This is a genomic window from Actinomyces sp. ph3, assembly GCF_000308055.1.
Taxonomy (GTDB): domain Bacteria; phylum Actinomycetota; class Actinomycetes; order Actinomycetales; family Actinomycetaceae; genus Pauljensenia.
Window position 1 is genome coordinate 75,297 of the sequence record NZ_CAGY01000005.1, and the last position, 18,854, is coordinate 94,150.

The window sequence follows — 18,854 nt, forward strand, 5'->3', positions numbered from 1 at the left end:
TGAAATTCGGCATACGCCACTTCACGCCTCTTTACTGCGCAATCTACGAATCAAGAGCACTGCGACAACAATCGTGAGGCCCGCGCCAGAGATTCCCAATGCCCACATTCGACGCGGAGTCGTCGTATCAACCGGAAGATCAGGTTTCACCATAACCGGATCTGCGGTCTTTTGAATCGGCGGATACAAGGGGTTTGTGGGTCCTGGCATCTTCCCGTCGTTGACGAAATTCAATGCGTTAAAGGGTGCGACGATTCCCCAGCCCTCTTCGGCAGTGCGCTGTGAAGGGGTTGGGCGAAGTGCAGTTGCCAGAAGTCGATACTTCCACTGATCGGGGGTCTCGTTCGGATACCTTGCAGCAATCAACGCAACAATTGCGCCCACGTATCCCGTCGCATACGAGGTAGAGGCTCCCTGCGTTGCGAACATGCAGTCACCGTTTGCAAAGAAGGTCGACGCAATTTGCGAACCGGGTGCAGCGATTTCTACGTGGGTTCCATGGACGACGGACTGGCTGGGGTTACCTTGCGCATCGACCGCGGTGACGGCCAAGGCCTCGGGATATCCCGCGGGGAAGCGCACCGCAGTGTCTTGCGATCCCGACTGGGTTTGTTCGACATTGCCTGCCGAGGCCACGACCAGCGCACCCTTGGAGTGCGCGTACTGGGTGGCTGTGCGCAGGGCAACATCGTCAGAGGTCAAGGATTGCGGGACGATGATGACGCGAATTCCCTGATCCGCAGCCCAACGAATACCGTCGGCTGTTCGCGCGGCTGTCGGTCCTTTACCCGCGCGCTTGCTGTCATCGGAATTATCGACATACACACGGACAGGGACAATGGTTGCCCGCGGGGCGAAGCCGACGACACCCGAACCTGAGACCTCGCGCGCGGCGATCTGCCCCGCGATTGCAGTGCCATGTCCAAAGGCGTCTTTTCGTCCGTCACCAGACTCAACCAGGTCGGTACCCGGCTCGACTGCGTCCTTGAAATGGGCATTTCCAGCGGCAACACCCGAATCGACGATCGCAACGCGCACTTGGCCCTGTGACAGTTTCAAGGCCTCTTTCATTCCGAGGAACGAGTAGGCCGAAGGTGGCTGAGTGATCCACTTATCGATACCGATTTGGCAGCCCTCTTCGGGCTGCTTTGTGGCGGATCCACGCTTTTGCTGCGAGTTCGTCTGGTCGTTTCCTTGAGTCTCACCCGGTGTGGGTGTATCCGCATATGCGGAAGGAAGCGCAACTGCGCCACACAGCGCCAGTGCGGCAAGAGCGCTCAGCGTGCAATTTGTCAGTCGATTCACTGAGCACCAACCGTTTCCCAAGCAGCAGCGGAAGTGAGTTCTTGCCCCTCAGGAACGAGTGCAAGCCATGCTGCCGGAATGGGAGAGACCGCAGTTTCGGGCAGCCCCAAGCGTTGCAGTGAATCGCTGGGGTTATTTCCCAAACCGTGGACCTTCCCGATGTCAGAGACAAACACGATAGGACCGCTTGAACCGCCGGAGGAGGAACGGACCAGTGCACCTGAACCGCCTCGAACATTGACCTCGCGCGGGTGAAGCTGAGCGAGCTCGGAGGTGGGAATGGACTTAAGAACGGTCTCTGCCTTGGAGTGGTTCACAACGAGCTGAGCGCATGGCGCCGCATCGGCCCCCAGAACTTCACCGACCTGGCTGGGCCAATCCGAGGGGATAACGCCCTGGCTATTCACCGTCAGTGATGCCAGTTCTGAGAGGTCAATTATGAGGTTTTGCGGACTTCCGCGGTCTGCCCACGAGGCCTGGTAGAGCTTGTAGGAGAAGTCCGTCAGCGGAGTAATAGTTCCGTCGTCAGTGATGACGTAGCGACGCGGTGTTCCGGATTCGTCGACCTCGATGATGGTTCCGACCTGTGCTGCGGTGATTCGCGGCGACATGCCTGAAACCGGGCGACCCAGGTTCGGGATATCGACGGGTGCCAAAGTTGACCCTTCGGTGAACAAGTTCAGCCAAGCTGCACTCACCGGGGTGATAGTGCGTCCGGACAGGTCGAGCACGTTAACAATGGCTTGTGCGTGCGCAATTTCGATGGGGTAGCGAACCCCACCTGTGACCAAGTAGAGCCTTCCTTCGTTGGAAACGAGGGCGCTGGTTGCGTTGCTGAGGCCCTCGGGGTTACCAGCGACCCAAGTTTTGATTCCTGACGAGGCCGCGCATGAGGTCCAGTCGTAGGAGTGCAGTTGGTCTGCAGTTGGGATGTCGTCGGGCACATCGCTCAGGCCGATCGCGCTTCCGCGGGGGATTCCCTCCAGCGAGGAGGTCGACACCGAGGAAGTCACAAGCTTTCCGCTTTCGCTGAGAAGCTTGGCGGAGGTGACGTTAGAAACGGGGCGAAGTGTTCCTTCGATCGAGTAGTAGCGTGCACCTTCACCCTTCGTGATGATGAGGTGCGAGTCTTGCCAACCGCTGGGAAGCGTCGGCACGAACCTACCGACAGCAACTGCAATGAGAACTGCAAGTGCGGCAAGCGAGGCCCCGACGATTAGAGGGCGAGTGGTTGATTTTGATTCGAGTTCTTTTCCTCCGGGAGTACCAGAGGTGAAGGCTGTGACCAGGCGGCGACGATTGAAGCGCTGTGCCTCAAGGATGTCCTTGTTTGATGGCATTACAGGATCCCCCATACCAGAGTCGTGATGGGCACCAGTGCCAGCAAGCTGATGAGCGAGAGTGTGTCAGCGATTCGAGTGACCCACGGGCGCATCTTTGGATCGATAACGGTCAGTGCCAAGACAAGGCCGGTTGCAGTGAAGAGCAATAGGACAATCGGAATGAGTGCCTGGGGCATGAGGATCGCGCTACCGATCGCGCTAACAAGGATCAGGATGATGCCTAGAATCGCGCCGATCAGGACCTCGACTCGCGAACGCAAGGATCGCGTTGAAAGCAGAAGAGCAACGCCTCCGCAGATGAGAAGGAGTAGTGAATAGCGGGTATCAAGAAGGAGCGGAACACAGATCAAGATTCCCAGCGAAGCGCCAGTTTTAAGGGAGATGGTCAGGATATGACCGTCGTTTACCTTGCGAACAACCTGGTAGGCATCGATAGTTTCGGGGTTTCCTGTCACGCGAATAGGAATTCGGGCCATCGCAAACCAGGGGGCGATCAAAATAAGCACTATTAATAAGGTATAGATTGTACTTGCTGAGCGCTGGGTTGAAAGGTGCCCAAATCCCGTAAGCAAGCCAATTGTTGCGGCTGAAAAGCCATAGGTGAGGGGCGCAGCAATGGAGCCGTGCAGGTTCTTGGGAAGAATGATCAGCAGAATTGCTGCGCTGACGATCGCTGCAATTCCAAAGCCGGCCAACGGAAGGGCTGACCAAGAGCCAGGGATTGCGCTCATGACTGCGCTACCGGCAAGGATCGGAATTGAGTGCGCAAGAGAGAGGGGAGCAAGGCGCTGGGTTGAGCGTGAAATCAGCGCGCAGGCTAGAGAAGCCAGTAAAGTTCCGGCCAATCCGGTAATTAAACCAAGGTAGTTTCCTCGACCTCCGGTGAAGATCAGAACGGCTGCGGTGAGGACTAACAGCGCTGAAGCATGTGTGCTAAGATCTACCGAATTGTCAGAATTCCATGGAGCCTGATCGTTTTCGACCGCGGTTCCCACGGCCTCGACCAAGTCGTCATAGCGCAAATCCTGTGTGCTGTCGCCGATTTTCGACAGAATCAGAACGGATCCGGCTTGGATTCCCTGGTTGATCAGGGTCTGGCTTTGATCAAGAACTTGGCCCTGAGAATTCGTAATTCGGTATCCCTGAGAGGCAGAACTGGCCGATAATTGTGTGATTTGCGACACAATATTTGGGGCAAATTCGGCCAGTGCAACGTTCGTTGGGACCGACATGTCGACGGTGTGCTCACCCATGCGAATGCTAACGGGCATAAGGGCTGGAGGCCTGGATGCGGTAGTGCTTGCCATGAGGTTCCTTTGCTCAATAGTGCTGCCTTAAGCCTAGCTGGTTTCATGAAACCTGTATTTGCATTCCCAGATCGCTTCGATAATGTAATACCCGACATCGCGATTGTGCCCTCCGTTACAGAGGGTCGATCAATGCAAGACTTCGGGGGGACCCGAACGAAAAACTAGGAGGGTGGACCATGAGCGGTGCAAATATTTCTGCGGAACAAGCCAGCTATGATGCCATTCGCACAGCTGTCACTAACCTGCAGGCCTACCTGCAGGGCCTGAACGCAAAGGTTAAGGGTGAGGTCGCTACCGCTATCGGTGGTTGGCAGGGTGGCGCCTCGCAGGCGTTCAACTCCGTCATGGAGCAGTGGGATGCTGGCTCGACCAAGACCACTCAGGCACTGACCGATTTCGATAGCGCACTTGCCTCGGTCGGCGCTCAGACAATTCAGAACGAACAAGATGCCCAGCAGTCTGTCGCCAAGACCGGCGCTGCAATGCTGAACATCTGAGCAGATTGGAGTAGGAAATGAACGGTGGAGATTTTCGCGTAAGCCCGGAGCTGCTCCAGCAGGTCTCGGCTGATCTGCGCACGCAGGCAACCGATCTGCTCAGCCAGCTTGATCAGTTCAATAAGGACGTTGAAGCACGTAGCGCCACATGGGAAGGTGCTGCGAAGGAATCCTACACCCAGAAGCATGGTGAGTGGACCGCTGGTATGCATCAGATGCAGCAGGCTCTTGATGCCTTCGCAGGTCTGGTTGATCAGCTTGCTGGCAACTACGTCGTGACCGATAACACGGGTGCGCGTACCTTCAATGGCCTGGCTACTGGCCGCTGATACAACTCATGCGTAGCGCTCGTGAGTGTTGCGCGTAAACGGCGTGTGGGTGAGTAGAGAAATCTGCCCACCCACTGCCGTACCTACAACAACTTGATCGGCCAATGTGGGCAGATCGTTGAATTAGGCTTCCTTAGAGGGGAAATCAGCCGTGGTAATGATCGAGTTTGCTGGCGGAGAGTACAATGCAACCGCAAATACCTTGCAACAGGTTTCCGGTGAATTGCAAGGCGCAAAAATTGATGACTTGTCCGAGGCTGTAGAGTCTTCAATGAAGGGCGCCGATTCGATCGCGACGGCAACTAGGATAGAGGGCCGCTACATATCTCTTCTTATCACGCATTCTAGGGCTCTCGAGGAGCTCGCTCGAGCTGCGCATGCAGCCGGTGTCAACCTTGCTCAGACCGAAGCTAGCAATACCCAGCAGGCCAATGCTCAGGGCCAGGCCGCTCTTGCAGGGACAGTGGGAGCGACCCCAAGTCTGGCAAGATATGCTGAACAAGCATCGGCGCTCAATGGTTCTTCCAGAGGTCCGCTGCGTGATGGGTATCCGGGGCCAACCTTGCCGACGACTGCGGGTGGCGCTCAACCTGAAATGCCCGTTTATAGACCTGGGCAGGGAATGCCGCCTTATGCGCCATCTCCTGCTACGCAAGGTCCTGTTCCTCACCCATCGCCCTCACCTACTCCTGTCGCACAGTGAAGCTAGAGGCCTGAAGGCACAAAAATGGCGTTATCAGTTGTAAAGTCGCGGGCTCAAAACGGCTCGAACGCTCTCTATCGGCAGGTAGGTTGGGATTAAAATGAATTACTGGGATGGAGAACTCCCGCTAGCGCAGCGCCAGTCAATTGAGGCGTTTCAGCGCGTTGAGGAGCCGAGGATTCTTGAGTTTCGTCGTCGTCTTGCCGAGGTTGGTGGCGGTGAGTGGGTTGCGCGTAGTTTCGGGTCGAGTATTTCGAAGTGGGATGATGATTCGGCTGGTTTTGCGCAGGATTCTTGGGAGTTGCAGGGGCAGATGAGTGCTGGTCCTTTTGTTGCTATTCCTGTGATTGAGAGGATTGGTCGGGAGGTCTTGTCTGAGATTTATCCCGATTATGAGTTGGGTTCTGATAAGGGTGGGGTTCGTCAGTTGTCGTGGAGTGACCCTCATAACGGTGGCTTCTTGTATGTGACTGTTCATGAGGGGAAGGCGACGTTGATGCGTTATCAGACGGGGTTGCGCCCTTCTGATGGGACGACTGAGAACCCTCGTGATTTCATTCCCGGCCGCGTCGAAATCGACATCCCAGAGGACTAAAGATGTCTGTGCAATGGAGCCAAGTGAAGACCTGGTCGTCTTCCGGTTTGAGTGCCTATTCGGGGACCGTTTCCTCGAAGCGTGATCGCGTTCTTCAACAGGTAGCGTCGATTCAAAAGAACATTTCTGGTTTTCAGGGGCAGGGCGATACGGCAGACGCTCTGCGTACAGCCATGGGAACTGCGCATACAGCGCTCTCAACTCTGGCTGATGATTTGGCGGAAGTCTGCGATGCTTTAGACGCTGCAGTACCAAATATCGAGCAGGTAATGGAGGCAGTAAAGACAGCTGAGTCAACCGCCTCGTCGATGCAGTGCACGATCGATGAAAATGGCAAACCGACCTGTCATTACTCTGGCCAAGAGTCGAATTCCTATCGGCAAGTTGCCGAGGCGTCAGTTGCAGGGAAGATTACTGAAGCAATTGCACTTGCGAGCTATGCAGATGAGTCGCTCAACCGGGCATTAGGGAAAGTTGGTACACCTGGAAGTACTTCAAGTGCATCGGGTCAAGGCACTCATAAGCTGTCGAAGAGCGAGCAGGAGCGATTTAAGAATATGTCTCCTGAGGAACGCGCTGACTACTGGTCGAAACAGTCTTATGAACAGAAGCAATACCTGTGCGATCACTATCCAGAGATGGTTGGTAATGCTGATGGTGTCGAGGGGTGGGCAAGAGACCGCGCCAATCGGATTAATCTGAGCGAAAAGAAACTTGCGGCGGAAAAGGAAGTCGAAGCGCTCAAAGTAGCTGTTAATGACCCACAACAGGCATCATTGAAACAGAAGAATCAGGAAGCGCTGACCAAAGCCGAACACGCGGTTGAGGCATACAGCAAGATTAAATCGTCATTAGGTAACGGCATCAGTCTTGAGGACTATCAGCATGGGAAGAAGGGTGATCCGATTTCCCTGCTGACGCTGCAAGATGATGGACGTCGTGTGAAAGCTGCTGTTGCCCAGGGCGATGTTGATAATGCCAAACACGTCAGCACCTTTGTTCCTGGTATTGGGACGACCGTCGAGGGCAGCCTCCATAACTATATCCGTCAGGCAGGAAACCTGCGTCAGGCTGCAGCCGATCAAGGCAATATGCCTCTGAAGGACGTCGCGACGATCTCGTGGCTTGGCTACGACGCTCCCGGTGAACCCAAATTTGAGAATTTAGGCGATATTGCCTCACCTAATCTCGCGAAGGAGGGCTCGGATCGTTTGGCGGGCTTCCTGACCGGTATGCAGGCTTCTCGTGAACACGGCGCAGGCGACGCGCATATGTCTCTTGTTGGTCACTCCTACGGATCAACCACCTCTGGTATGGCGGCAACGAAGGTTAAATCGGGTGTTATCGACGATTTGGTCCTTTTCGGTTCGCCGGGTATGGGAACCTTTAACCCCTCCGATCTTCACGTTGACGAGGGACATCGCTGGGTGTCAGGTGTCCCTAATGGAGACTGGGTTCAGGGCGTTGGTTCACGGTTTAGGAAGAAGATCGGCTTTGGGGGACTTGGTAAGAACCCCATGGACGATGATTCGACCTTCACACACCTGTCCGGTGATGCGACAGGATACGAGGGGTATAACCATGACGCGAAACCTAATAGACTGCGGCGCTTCGATACCTCGAACCATAGCGTCTACCTGGAAAAGGGAACTGAGACCCTGCAAGATATTGGCCGAGTTGTCGCAGGGGTGAAGTAGTGAGTAATCGGGGTATTGTCCGCGCGTGTGCGGTACTTGGAGTGGCAACGATTGCTTTGAGTGCATGCTCTATCGGAGGAACGGGCACTAACCAGTCCACTGCCACATCCACCCCGACTGTCAAGAAGGCTGTCTACTGGGATGGAAGCCTTCCCTTTGAGCAGCGACAGTCAATCCAGGCATTTCAGCGCGATGAAGAGCCTAAGATCCTTGAGTTCCGCAATCGCTTGGCAGAGGTTGGCGGAGGCCCCTGGGAAGCTCGCAGTTACGGTTCGGAAATCAACGGAGAGACGGACAAGTCTTCAGGTAGTGAGCAACCAGCATGGGAGCTTATTGGGCAGAGCACGGGAGGCCCCTACGTGCCTGTCGAGGAGGTTGAAAAGATCGGTCGTGAACTCTTGTCTGAAACGTATTCCGAGTACCAATTAGGCTCGGATAAAGATGGGGTTCGGCAGCTTTCATGGAGTGATCCGGTTAATGGCGGGTTCCTCTACGTGACGGTTCATGAGGGCAAAGCCACCTTGATGCGCTACCAGACGGGCTTGCGCCCTTCGGATGGGACGACTGCTAACCCTCGTGATTTCATCTCTGGGCGAGTCGATATCGATATCCCTGAGAAGTAGATTTATCGACTAACCGACAACTTCCGCTCGCCCAGCAGAAGCACCGTACCCAGCGATACCTTGACGCGTTCACCGCGGGGGAGTCGCTGCGTGGTGCCATCGGGGGCCTGCAACCGCGTGCCATTCGCCGAGAAGGTGTCCTCGACCCACATCGCATCGCCATCGGCTGGTGCGACACGCAAGTGCGTGCGCGACAGGGAACGCGTGGAATCAGCAATTGCTACTGCCCGTGCATCAGAATGCGTCTGTTCGGGAGCGCGTCCCAACACGATGGGAGCATTGACTTCGATTCGCTGTCCGTCATCAACGATGATCGCCAGTGGCGCTGCCTGCGCAAATGCGGGGACAGAAGCCGGTGCGCTCGTTGCGGGAGCGGCCTGAGGGGCCACTGGCTGCGTATGAGTCCGCTGACCAGCGTTCTGCGGAGCGCTGCCGGCCTGCTGAGGTGTGCCAGCCTGGGGCATTGGCACCTGCGGAACTCGTGGCATTGCAGAGGCTGTGCTGTGGCGCGGGGGAGTGGGAACCTTGGGCGCGGCCGGAGTCTGTGCAGCTTGCTGCGTAGGCATGGGCGCGGGCATCTCGCTGAGGACCTGGCTGGGAGCCTCGGGCATCGGTGATGGTGCTGGTAGGTCGCCTACAGGAACTCCCGCTGGCGGAACACTCAAAACAGCAGGCTCGGAAGCAGGAACTTCGGGGGACGCAACGCGCGGCCCTGCCCACTGATGTGCCGGGGCAAGTGCGGCGGGATCCATTCCCTGAGGCTGTGCAGGTGCGGCCCCAACCCCAGCCGAGGCCTCGGCAAACGAGGGGGAAAGCTGCTGGGAATAAGCGGGAGCGCCGGCGTCTGTGCGGCCAGCGCGGACGTCAAGGTTCCCCATCCCGCAGACGCGGTCAACCCAGGTTTGGCCATCTCGGGCAATAACCCAAGTGACGGCCGGTCCAACGACAGTCGCGTGCAAGAGCAGCATGATCAGGCTGTGCGCGCTCTGGCGAGCCAAGCCGGGGGCGTGACCGGCCTCGGGACCTGCATCGGTGGCTACGGGTGCCATTGAAATTGCGGCCACTTGCATGACGAAAGCGCCGGGAGTCCGTCCCGAATGGGCGCGAATCAGAGTGCCAACGATCCATGTCTCAAGCGCAACGATCACTGCAATGGCGATCGAGGGATAGAACCACCATGAAAGCGCGGTAATTGCGACAAGACATGCAAGGTCAATGAGGTAGGCGGTAACCAGAGCGCCACCGTTCGCGGGCGCTGAATATGTCACCCTGGGCTGGGGGAGGCCTCGCTGGACACTACCTTGTTGAGCAACGGCCAGATGAGCCGGGTCCACACCTTTTGCCTGAGAAACGGGGACCTGGACTGGGGTAATGCGAAGCTCACTCATGATGCCACCTGTCGAACGAGTTCAAAAAGATCCGCGGCGAAGAACGCGGCAGGGAAAACAACAGTCAATGACAGTGCTTGGAAAATATCGGTAAAGCGCCCAATAAGTGCGGATTGTTCTTTGCCTGAACGCAGGCGAGTCCACAGAAGAGAAACGCAACCGATGAAGACAAGAACAGCTGCTGCAATGGGAGTGCCAAGAAGGGCTCGGGAAGCGGGGGAAATGAGCAGCGTTGCAAGCAAAATGACCGCTCCCACGCGGGGAACAACTCGCGAGGAAGCCCAGCGGCGCTCGCGGGGAACAACGACCAGCGCAATGACTGATGCACATACCAGCACCAGCGAGGCGATCTGCTGCCACGAATGAATCCCGATCATTGAGTAGATCACGGGAACCGCAACAATGATCAGGCCCAGACCAAGGTATTGGACCAATCGAGTACGTGAGGTCGCATCAGTGACGGTGCGGTTGACGCGGCGGCCGGTAATGCGCGAAGGAGAGGGAACCTCGGGTGCGCGGACAGTGGGCGCGGAGGTCGTCACTAGCGGCATATCCAGCAGCTGGGTCGCGGGTATCCGTACTGACAAGCTGGGCGAGGCGGTGATTGCGCATACCGCGCAGGCGATTGCGAAGGGCGCAACTCTGGTGAGGGAAGCATTGAGATAGGTCAAGACAGTCGCGCTTGCCGTGAGAACGCCCCAACTGAGCGCGTGTGCGCTTGTGAGGGGAGTGGGACGCCAGAGCCAGAGTCCAAGTGCAACGCCGGTTGCTCCCCACAGAGGGAAGAGAAGTGCGGCGACCTGCGACATCGTGGAGATTTGCGAGGCCTCAAGATAGATTCCTGCGCTTCCCAGAGCGGGGAGGATACCAAGGAAAGAGAGCCCCGCGCCGAGTGTCCATCCGGACAACAATCCGGCGTTGGAGTGGACGCGTTTTTGGTAGAGGACGACAAGGCAAAGAGCAAGTGAGAGGACACCGATTGTCAAAGGCGCCCACCACGGCACGCCCGCAATGATGGTCAATAGCTGAGCGAAAAGAGTGCAGAAGATCAGGACCGCGTCCATTGCAAATGCCAGCAGGGCGCAGATGCTCAGAGCAAGGGAAGGGCGGAACCAGGGGTCGGAAGCTCGCTCAATTGCGCGTTGTTCTTGACGCTGGCGCTCGCGGCCAGAGGTAATGGAGATGAGGACTCCCTGGGGAAGGTCAGTCCCCAAGACCGCGCCAAGATTAAGAGGACGGCCGTCGGCACCGGTGATTTGCAGGCTTGGATCGCTTGAATCGATATCAAGCATGGAGAGTAGGCCAGTGACCGTTGTTCCCAGCGGAACAACCAAATCTTTGACGCCGGAAGCGTCGGTGACGGTTACCGCTGCCTGTTTCTGGGTCACGCCTCCTCCTTCATGCGGTTGTGCCGGGAATTGTCCTCGGTGCCGATCCGGCTATTGATCCGCTGAGGTTCTTTCACCGATTCTGTTCAAAAGTCATCATTCAGACTACCTGACCAGATCAGTGCCATGCCACGACTGCTCGTGCTACAAGCTAGGATACATACAGAAATGAAGGAAAACGGGAGATTGCACTCCAGGAGACTGTATGGCCGTCAATGAAATGGAAGCCCCCGAGCTCCCCAGCGGTGAAATCGCTGTAGAAAAGCCACCCAGCCAGGTTGAAGCCGGCGGTATGGGTTCGATCCTTGCTACCGCGATCCCCATGATGGGCTCCATGGGTGTCATGGTCATCATGGCGCTGACTCAGGGGCAGAACACGCGAATGCTTCTGATGGCGGGCGGCATGGTCTTCATGATGCTCTCCATGGTTGGTTTCAACATCTACCGCCAGGTCTCGCAGTACCGTAACAAGGTCAACTCCCAGCGTCGCGAATACCTCTCCTACCTGTCAGAGACTCGAACCAGCGTGCGTAATATTGCCGCGAAGCAGCGAATCTTCATGCAGTGGTACCTGCCTGAGCCGGACTCGCTGGTGCTTTTAGCCGAAGAAGGCTCGCGCCTGTGGGAACGCGAAGTGGGCGACGATACTTCTGTCTCCACTCGAATCGGAACGTCTGACCAGGAACTGGCCATGCGCTTGGTCGAACCCGATATTCCCCAGATGGCGAACCCCGATGTCGTCTGCCATTCGGCGATGCGCCGTTTCTTAGATGTCCACAAGACCGTTGAAGACCTTCCTTTCAGCCTGGACTTGGGTCAGTTCTCTCATGTCGAGGTCGCCGGTGATGGCGAGCGCGCTCGCGGAGAAGTCCGCTCGATGATCTGCCACCTTGCGGTTATGACGCCAGATTCGGCCCTGAAGATCGCGGTATTGACGACTCCCGAAAACCTCCCGAACTGGGAGTGGATGAAGTGGCTGCCTCATATCCGTTCCGCAGAGGTCACTGACGCTCTGGGTGGTGCGCGTATGGTGTGCACCAGCTACGCCGAGCTCGAGGATCTCTTGGGTGAGGAAATGACGACCCGAGGCCACTTCCAGCCTCGAAATGACGCAAGCCCCTGGCCGCATTTGATCGTGATTACCGACGGTGCCGAGCTTCCTCCCGATTCGCACCTGGGCTCTATTGAGGGCTGCGCAGGCGTGACGATCATGAAGGTCCTGACCTCGTGGGGCATGTTCATGAACCCCACCGGTGTTCGTCTGCTTTTGCATCCCGCGAACGATGAGCACACCCCCATGGAAGTTCTGCTTCTTGAGGCAAAGCCAGTGCTCGCCAACGCCGACTACATGGGAATTCCTCAGGCCGAGGCCGTGGCCCGTCGCCTGACCCGCTTCCTGACCGCCGGTGGCAGGGATGCGGCAACCCCCGTCGGTAAGCCCGACCCCAAGCGTTCTCAAGACCTCATGGAATTGCTCAATATCGGCGATATTCGTGACTTCGATGCGGAACGGCAGTGGAAGCGCCGCAATGGCCGCGATCGTCTGCGCGTTCCCTTCGCTGTCACCCCCGAGGGTATTCCGGTTGTTTTGGACATTAAGGAAGCCGCCCAGCAGGGCATGGGCCCGCACGGCCTGCTGATCGGTGCGACCGGTTCCGGTAAGTCCGAGGTGCTGCGTACCTTGGTGCTTGCACTTGCGCTCACGCACTCTCCCGAGCAGCTGAACTTCGTTCTGGTTGACTTCAAGGGTGGTGCGACCTTCGCCGGTATGTCAGACCTGCCTCACGTCTCTGCGATGATTTCAAACCTGGAGTCGGAGCTGTCTCTGGTTGACCGTATGGAAGATGCTCTTCATGGTGAAATGGTCCGTCGCCAAGAGATCCTGCGTGATGCCGGTAACTATGCAAATGTCACGGATTATGAAGCGGATCGTATAGCTGGGAAGCATGACTTCCCAGTCCTTCCGGCGCTCTTCATCATCCTTGACGAATTCTCTGAACTTCTGACCGCCAAGCCTGACTTTGGTGAGCTCTTCGTGGCAATTGGTCGTCTGGGCCGATCCTTGTCGATCCACATTCTTCTGTCCTCGCAGCGCTTGGAGTCCGGAAAGCTCAAGGGCTTGGATTCGCACCTGTCATACCGCATTGGTTTGAAGACCTTCTCGGCTTCGGAATCACGCGAGGTTCTGGGCGTGACGGACGCCTACGACCTTCCTCCCTACCCGGGCTCTGGTTTCCTCCAGCCGGGTACGGATCAGTTGATCCGCTTCCGCGCCTCCTACGTCGCAGCTCCGCCGCCGCCTCGTAGTGTGTTGCCCAGTTCGGGTTCCGAGGCCTCGCAGATCCGACTGCTTCCCTTCTCTTTGGGGGAGGTACTGGACAACACTCCCGAGGAAGAGGCAATTCCCGAGGGCGGCCTGGTTGCGCCCGGCGATGAGCGCTGGGAGGGGATGACCGAGATTGATATCGCGGTCGCGCGCATGAAGGGCAAGGGTATGCCTGCCCACCAGGTGTGGCTGCCTCCTTTGGATGTTCCCGACACCATGGATTCGCTCATGCCCGACTTGGCTGTGGATCCCGAACTCGGCCTCATCTCGCACGAATGGCGTGCGAAGGGACCGCTGCACATCCCCATGGGTATCGTCGACCTTCCGCACGAACAGCGGCGCGAGGTTTTGGAATACGACTTCGCCGGTGCTGGCGGTCACATGTCGATCTTGGGCGGCCCGCTCTCCGGTAAGTCCACGGCATTGCGCTCGATTGTCATGGCTCTGTCGCTGACCCATACGCCGAAGGAAGTCCAGTTCTTCGTTATCGATTTCTCGGGTACTTTTGCCGCTTTCGAGGGTGCCGCTCACGTCGCGGGTGTTGCCTCTCGAGAGGATGAGGACATCTTGAACCGTATGGTGTCCGAAATTGAAGGCATCATTGAGGACCGAGCTGCTTACTTCCGTGCGAACCGTATCGACTCCATGGCGACCTATCGCCGAGGCCGCGCTCAGGGACGCTTTGACGATGGCTATGGCGATATCTTCCTTGTCGTCGACGGCTGGGGAACATTGCGAAGTGATTTCTCGGACGCAGAAGACCGTATCCGTCTGATGGCCGAACGCGCGCTGTCTTTTGGTGTTCACTTCATTGCCACGGCACTGCGCAAGATGGACTTCCGTATCCAGATGCAGGACATCTTCGGCTCCCGCATGGAGCTACGTATGGGTGATCCTTCGGATTCTGAGTTCCGTCGCGAGATCGGTAGCAAGGTCCCCGAGGGACGTCCGGGACGTGGTTTGTCTATGACCGGTCACCACATGCTGGTTGCCCTCCCGCGTGCTGATGGTGATCATGATCCGGCCACGATCGGTGAGGGTGTCGAAAAGACGCTTGCGCGCATTGCTTCTGCGACCGAACCCGGCCCGCGTCTGCGTTTGCTCCCAGAGAAGATCACCGTTTCCCAGATCGAGGCAACTCACGGCAAGCAGCAGAAGATTGTTCTTGGTTTGGAAGAACGCCGCTTGAGCCCGTGGACTTTCGATCCGGAAAACGAATCGCACATGTATGTCTACGGTGACGCGAAGTGTGGAAAGACCGCGTTCTTGCGCAACTTGGGCAACCAGGTGCTGGCAAAGCCAGGTTCGCGTCGCGCCATGCTGGTTGTCGTCGACGTGCGACGCTCCCTGCTGGGCGAGTGGGATGAATCGGAAATGCCGATGTACATCACCAACCGTGATGAAATCCAGGGAAGCATGGAGGCAGTTGCCGAACAGCTGCGTATGCGTCTTCCGGGACCGGACGTGACGCCCGAGCAGTTGCGTAAGCGCAATTGGTGGAAGGGAGCCGAGGCCTGGGTTTTGGTTGACGACTACGACCTGATTTCCACCGGTGGTCTGAGTGGCTCACCTTTGGCTCCGCTTCAGCCTCTGTTGTCGCAGGCGCAAGACATCGGTTTCCACTTGGTGATTACTCGCCGTATGGGTGGGGCTTCGCGTGCGTCCTACGAGCAGATTTTGCAGTCCCTATCCGAGTTGTCGGCAACCGGCATCATGATGTCGGGTAATCCTTCCGAGGGCATGGTTATTGGCCGCGAGCGTCCGCGCATTCTTCCCAAGGGTCGAGGCTTGGTTGTCTCGCGTGATCAAGGAACCTTCTTGGCGCAGATGGCGTGGTCCGAGTCGCGGGTTAAGTAGACGGGATGCGTTCATTTGGACCGCATTGAGTCTTGAAGCGTGAAACTCTCAGGGAGTTCGATGTTTGAGATGGTAACTTGTCGACTGGTAAGTTCCCTGACCAGGCTAGGTTCGTGCGTGTGGCGTACAGGTGTGGCCGGTCACAACGGAAAGAATTGAACTGTGGCAGATAAGATCAGTTTCGACCGAGAAGCGGTTGGAGTTGTTGCGAAAGCTCAGTGGCAGGATGCTGAGTCTCTCGGGCGAATTGGTGCGTCAACGAAACGCATCTCAGCCGACCAAGTTGCGGAGCCTCTTCCTGGTCCCGGAGGTCCTGGCCCGCAGGCGTTGAAATCTGCAGTGAAGGCCTTTAACGAGGCGATGTCAATGGTCATCTACGAGTATTCAGATGCCGCATCGAACTTGGGATCGGCGACAGCTGGTGCGTCGGCAAACTTCGATGAGACTGAGTCCTACAACCGTGAACGTGCAGCTCAACTGGGAGTGGAGTGGAATAAATGAGTGCTGACCTTCGACCTGGCGCGGAGGCTCTTGAGTCGCCCAAGCCTGTTACTGGAGCATCCGAAGTTGCTTCGCATTGGAAAGCTATCGGTTCGGCAATCGGTCAAACACAGGCAGCTCAGCATTCCTCGGTTCCTGCTGAATCTTGGACGGGAGCAGCAGCGGATGCGGCATCTGCTGAAATTCAAGCACTCGGCGGGAAGCTTTCGGGTCTATCAGGACAATTTGCTACTCCTGCAAGTGCACTCACCACCTGGGAAGCGCGCAATAGCCAGGGGATCAAAACCGTCGAGGGCCTGCAAACGCAGTGGGATGATGCGATTGCTGCCTACAAGAAGACAATATCCGAAATCAATGCCCGAGCCGCGACGGATAAGGAATATAACCCGGCTTCGGATCTCCAAGCTGCCGAGAGTACCTTGGCTTCTGCTCAGGCTCCGCTGAAAAAGTCTTATGATGACGAGATTCATCAGCTGAGCGATGCTGCAAATACGGCTGCCACAGAAATTCAGAAGACTTCAAATGATACGATCCCTGCCGATGTGGTGAAGGGTGGTCGCGCTGCGGTTGGTGCTGAACTTTTTGGTAAGGATATGCCTATCGCTGATGGTGCTGCTGAATGGGACTATGCTCGCACGAAGGCTCCCCAACTACGTGATGATCTTGAGAAGGCTGCGAATTCTGATAAGCCTTTGACCGAAGCGGAGGTCAAGAAACTTCAGGAAAAATGGGGCGATAAACTGCAGAATCCTTACTGGGTCCAAGCCCTAGCTGACTCCTACCGCGATAAGCATGGAAAAGATGCCAACTTTTCCGACATGCTAAATAGGCTGACTGTGAATGCGGCTGGGTCATCAAACCTTCCTGCTGGTGAGGGTGAGACTCGAAATTCCTTTGTCAACAGTATTGGTAATGCCATGGTGCTCGCAACGGGCGGGTCAGATGCTAGCAAAGATGGGATCGCCACGAGTGCCGAATATGCTCAGGTAAAGGCTGGATTGCGTGGTCATGACGGCAAGACGACAATTGAGCAGATTGAGCATGCCAATATTGAGTCGTTTAAATCAACGGGGGATAAGGTATACGACCGCCAACGGGGCGATTCAAGCTTGGATGGTTATCAGATTTTCACCCAAGCGACCGGCTTTGCAGGGGTGAAGAATCCGGACTTGACTTTCGGGAAGGGAGTATACGAAGGTGGTGCAGATTCCTTAGCCGGAAAGATCGTTGAGTACGATCAGAAGCACCCGAGTATGAACGCAATGAATCCAGGCGCGGGAGTTGATCTTGCATCGATCGTGCATTCGACGGATGCTGATGATAAGGCTTGGAAGCTATCTCATGATCCGCTTCAGTCGCTTTTCCAGCTTTCTGACACTCCCGAAAGGATTGCAGACGGAAGTGCTCCTTCCGCGCTGCAGAACGCTGAGGGAACGCGCCTTATGCACCTGAGGGATTTCTTGAATTCAAACACCTCATTTGATGTGGATCTGCCTGAGGGGCGTGAAGACGGGAAGATTACTTTTGCGCGTTATCTAGCCGGAAATCGCCATGCAGATGATGTTGATCTACTGGGGAATATTGATGGTGGTGAGGCGCTTGGCGATATGTTAAATGACGCGTCTAACCCGAAGACAGCTGATGTTCCTGAGCCTCCCGCGAGTGATAAGACGGCTCATAAGATTTGGGAGAATGATCGGCTTACGCGCGCGGCGATTGCTGCGAATACTATGGCTGGCTATCAGGATGGTCTTGATTACTCGCATTCAGCAATACTTAGTGATCCGGATCATATTAAGGGTGAAGACGTCTTCGGCCATAAGAATTGGGCTCTGCGTTCGTGGATGGGATCTATTATTTCGCCGTATGTTGATGACTTAGCTTCCGAAATGCATAACAGCACCGGTGAAGGTAGCATGGAGGCATCTTCAGCCCCAGGCGAGGGGCATTCTGGTCACATGCAGTTCGGGCGCGATATTGTGACACGCTTCAAGCAAGAAGGCGGGCTGTTACAAGACCTTGCATTTGACCAGCCTGAGCTGGAAAGTGACGGTGGAACCAAGAAGAACCTCTTGGACGATACGTACAAGAGGGGCCGTATGCCTGCGCTCCAAGCGGTTCAAGTTGCTGCCTACACTGGATATATGGGTGATGTCTACGACGGGCTACAAAATCCTGATTATCATGTTCGCATGCAAAAGATTCAGGGCGCTAATAGCCGCTGGACGGAACTTATCATGAGACTTTCGACGCGAATGCGGACCAGAGTACCGCGATTGGTAAGGCGCTTGACGCGTCCAATAGGAGGGCACGTCAAATTGTTGATTTTATTGTCGACAAGGGAACGGACTATGCAGCCAGTCAAGTGCCCGCTGGTGGGGCGCTTGCTGAAAAGGCAGCGCAAGCTGCAGCGGGGAAGGCCCTTGATCACTTTTTCCCGACGGATAACGAGCTTAAGGGCTGGCAATCTCATTCGAAGATGGAAGCTAAATCGCATGATCTTATGCAAAATGGCTTAATTCGCGCGATGTATGATTCGGATCATTGGACGGAAAATGCGGGAACGGTTGACGTTTCGCCAGGTACTCAGGCCTTCGCTGATAAGGACCTCCCGTTTGTTAATTCTGATGGTACGCGCGATTCTTATGATTCTCTTTCGAAAGTGCAAAGAGATTCTGTGCGCCAGTACTTTAGAGGGAAGAACAGTGATTTTCGGCCCTTGCTCGATGGTCAATATGACGCCCAGCAGAATGCGCAGAACGATGGTCGTGCGGAAAAACCATCGGGTGGCGGTAACTGATGCTGTAGTCAACTTCGGTTAATCGGCGCTTTAAGGGGTGCTGCCTGCGGTTTTTCGCAGGCAGCACCTTTTTCTTGCCACAAATGTTCTAGCTGACTAATGTCCAACGTTTCTTCTCTGACAATCGAGTGATGAAAGTATTGTCGAGGTTTGGTGCACTGAAATTTCAGCAAACTTAATGGTTGAAACGGT

15 protein-coding genes are annotated in these 18,854 nt (G+C 56.2%); 10 read left to right on the plus strand and 5 right to left on the minus strand.

The window, feature by feature from the left end; genetic code table 11:
• Window positions 1-21 precede the first annotated feature (21 nt).
• The 3 genes from HGAS_RS08505 to HGAS_RS05585 are packed head-to-tail and all read right to left on the minus strand — an operon-like array spanning window position 22 to window position 3,955.
• Window positions 22-1,305: a S8 family serine peptidase gene (locus HGAS_RS08505; protein WP_051007863.1), complete on the minus strand. Its 1,284-nt coding sequence runs from the start codon at window positions 1,303-1,305 to the stop codon at window positions 22-24.
• The gene (gene eccB, locus HGAS_RS05580) at window positions 1,302-2,645 is read right to left on the minus strand and encodes a type VII secretion protein EccB (protein WP_026066672.1); all 1,344 of its coding nucleotides are present in this window, start codon (window positions 2,643-2,645) and stop codon (window positions 1,302-1,304) included. Before eccB ends, HGAS_RS08505 begins: the two co-directional genes overlap by 4 nt.
• On the minus strand, window positions 2,645-3,955 hold the full coding sequence (locus HGAS_RS05585) for an EsaB/YukD family protein (RefSeq protein WP_019126860.1): 1,311 nt from the start codon (window positions 3,953-3,955) through the stop codon (window positions 2,645-2,647). The genes eccB and HGAS_RS05585 overlap by 1 nt, the downstream gene beginning before the upstream one ends.
• Window positions 3,956-4,134: 179 nt before the next feature.
• Between HGAS_RS05585 and HGAS_RS05590 the strand changes: the two genes are divergently transcribed.
• From HGAS_RS05590 to HGAS_RS05615, 6 genes are all read left to right on the plus strand, one after another.
• On the plus strand, window positions 4,135-4,455 hold the full coding sequence (locus HGAS_RS05590) for a WXG100 family type VII secretion target (RefSeq protein ID WP_019126861.1): 321 nt from the start codon (window positions 4,135-4,137) through the stop codon (window positions 4,453-4,455).
• A gap of 17 nt (window positions 4,456-4,472) precedes the next feature.
• On the plus strand, window positions 4,473-4,784 hold the full coding sequence (locus tag HGAS_RS05595; protein WP_019126862.1) for a WXG100 family type VII secretion target: 312 nt from the start codon (window positions 4,473-4,475) through the stop codon (window positions 4,782-4,784).
• Window positions 4,785-4,941: 157 nt separating this feature from the next.
• The gene (locus HGAS_RS05600; RefSeq protein ID WP_019126863.1) at window positions 4,942-5,487 is read left to right on the plus strand and encodes a hypothetical protein; all 546 of its coding nucleotides are present in this window, start codon (window positions 4,942-4,944) and stop codon (window positions 5,485-5,487) included.
• Window positions 5,488-5,587: 100 nt separating this feature from the next.
• Complete coding sequence (locus HGAS_RS05605) at window positions 5,588-6,082, plus strand: DUF4853 domain-containing protein (RefSeq protein WP_019126864.1); 495 nt, start codon at window positions 5,588-5,590, stop codon at window positions 6,080-6,082.
• A 2-nt stretch (window positions 6,083-6,084) separates the two neighbouring features.
• The gene (locus HGAS_RS05610; RefSeq protein WP_026066673.1) at window positions 6,085-7,779 is read left to right on the plus strand and encodes an alpha/beta hydrolase; all 1,695 of its coding nucleotides are present in this window, start codon (window positions 6,085-6,087) and stop codon (window positions 7,777-7,779) included.
• A complete protein-coding gene (locus tag HGAS_RS05615; protein WP_019126866.1) occupies window positions 7,779-8,402 on the plus strand; it encodes a DUF4853 domain-containing protein in 624 nt (207 codons plus the stop codon). Before HGAS_RS05610 ends, HGAS_RS05615 begins: the two co-directional genes overlap by 1 nt.
• Window positions 8,403-8,404: 2 nt before the next feature.
• On the opposite strand, the gene HGAS_RS05620 is transcribed toward HGAS_RS05615, so the two are convergent.
• Together HGAS_RS05620 and HGAS_RS05625 are read right to left on the minus strand one after the other, a co-directional pair.
• The gene (locus HGAS_RS05620; protein ID WP_019126867.1) at window positions 8,405-9,790 is read right to left on the minus strand and encodes a hypothetical protein; all 1,386 of its coding nucleotides are present in this window, start codon (window positions 9,788-9,790) and stop codon (window positions 8,405-8,407) included.
• On the minus strand, window positions 9,787-11,178 hold the full coding sequence (locus HGAS_RS05625; RefSeq protein ID WP_019126868.1) for a hypothetical protein: 1,392 nt from the start codon (window positions 11,176-11,178) through the stop codon (window positions 9,787-9,789). The genes HGAS_RS05620 and HGAS_RS05625 overlap by 4 nt, the downstream gene beginning before the upstream one ends.
• A gap of 205 nt (window positions 11,179-11,383) precedes the next feature.
• Between HGAS_RS05625 and HGAS_RS05630 the strand changes: the two genes are divergently transcribed.
• The 4 genes from HGAS_RS05630 to HGAS_RS05645 all read left to right on the plus strand — a co-directional run bounded on the left by HGAS_RS05630 (window position 11,384) and on the right by HGAS_RS05645 (window position 18,662).
• The gene (locus HGAS_RS05630) at window positions 11,384-15,361 is read left to right on the plus strand and encodes a type VII secretion protein EccC (RefSeq protein ID WP_019126869.1); all 3,978 of its coding nucleotides are present in this window, start codon (window positions 11,384-11,386) and stop codon (window positions 15,359-15,361) included.
• Window positions 15,362-15,523: 162 nt separating this feature from the next.
• Window positions 15,524-15,862, plus strand: a complete 339-nt coding sequence (locus tag HGAS_RS05635; RefSeq protein ID WP_019126870.1) for a hypothetical protein — start codon at window positions 15,524-15,526, stop codon at window positions 15,860-15,862.
• Window positions 15,859-18,381, plus strand: coding sequence for a hypothetical protein (locus tag HGAS_RS08510; RefSeq protein ID WP_019126871.1), 2,523 nt, complete (start codon window positions 15,859-15,861; stop codon window positions 18,379-18,381). Before HGAS_RS05635 ends, HGAS_RS08510 begins: the two co-directional genes overlap by 4 nt.
• Window positions 18,342-18,662: a hypothetical protein gene (locus HGAS_RS05645; protein ID WP_034234016.1), complete on the plus strand. Its 321-nt coding sequence runs from the start codon at window positions 18,342-18,344 to the stop codon at window positions 18,660-18,662. Before HGAS_RS08510 ends, HGAS_RS05645 begins: the two co-directional genes overlap by 40 nt.
• Window positions 18,663-18,854: the final 192 nt, after the last annotated feature.